The sequence below is a fragment of the Streptomyces fulvoviolaceus genome (assembly GCF_000718165.1).
GTDB lineage: Bacteria > Actinomycetota > Actinomycetes > Streptomycetales > Streptomycetaceae > Streptomyces > Streptomyces fulvoviolaceus.
Window position 1 is genome coordinate 1 of sequence record NZ_JOEY01000260.1, and the last position, 202, is coordinate 202.

General features: G+C 68.3%; 1 pseudogene. It reads right to left on the reverse strand.

The window, feature by feature from the left end:
• Positions 1 to 202 (reverse strand): annotated as a pseudogene (locus IG08_RS0153800) (TetR/AcrR family transcriptional regulator); the annotation flags it as partial.

Here is a 202-nt window from a genome sequence, read left to right on the forward strand (position 1 = left end):
TTCGGTGGGGCGGCGTTCGAGGGCGAGCATGAGGCCGAGGCGCAGGAAGTCGGGTGCGTCGATCAGGGACTTCGCCACGTTCGCCGCCATGGTCGTGACCCGTTCCAGCGGCGTGCCGGTCTCCTCGCCGGGGAGTTCGACGGCCGTCAGCCAGGTTTCGAAGCTGCGTTCGATGACGGCGGCGATCAGGTCGTCCTTGTCC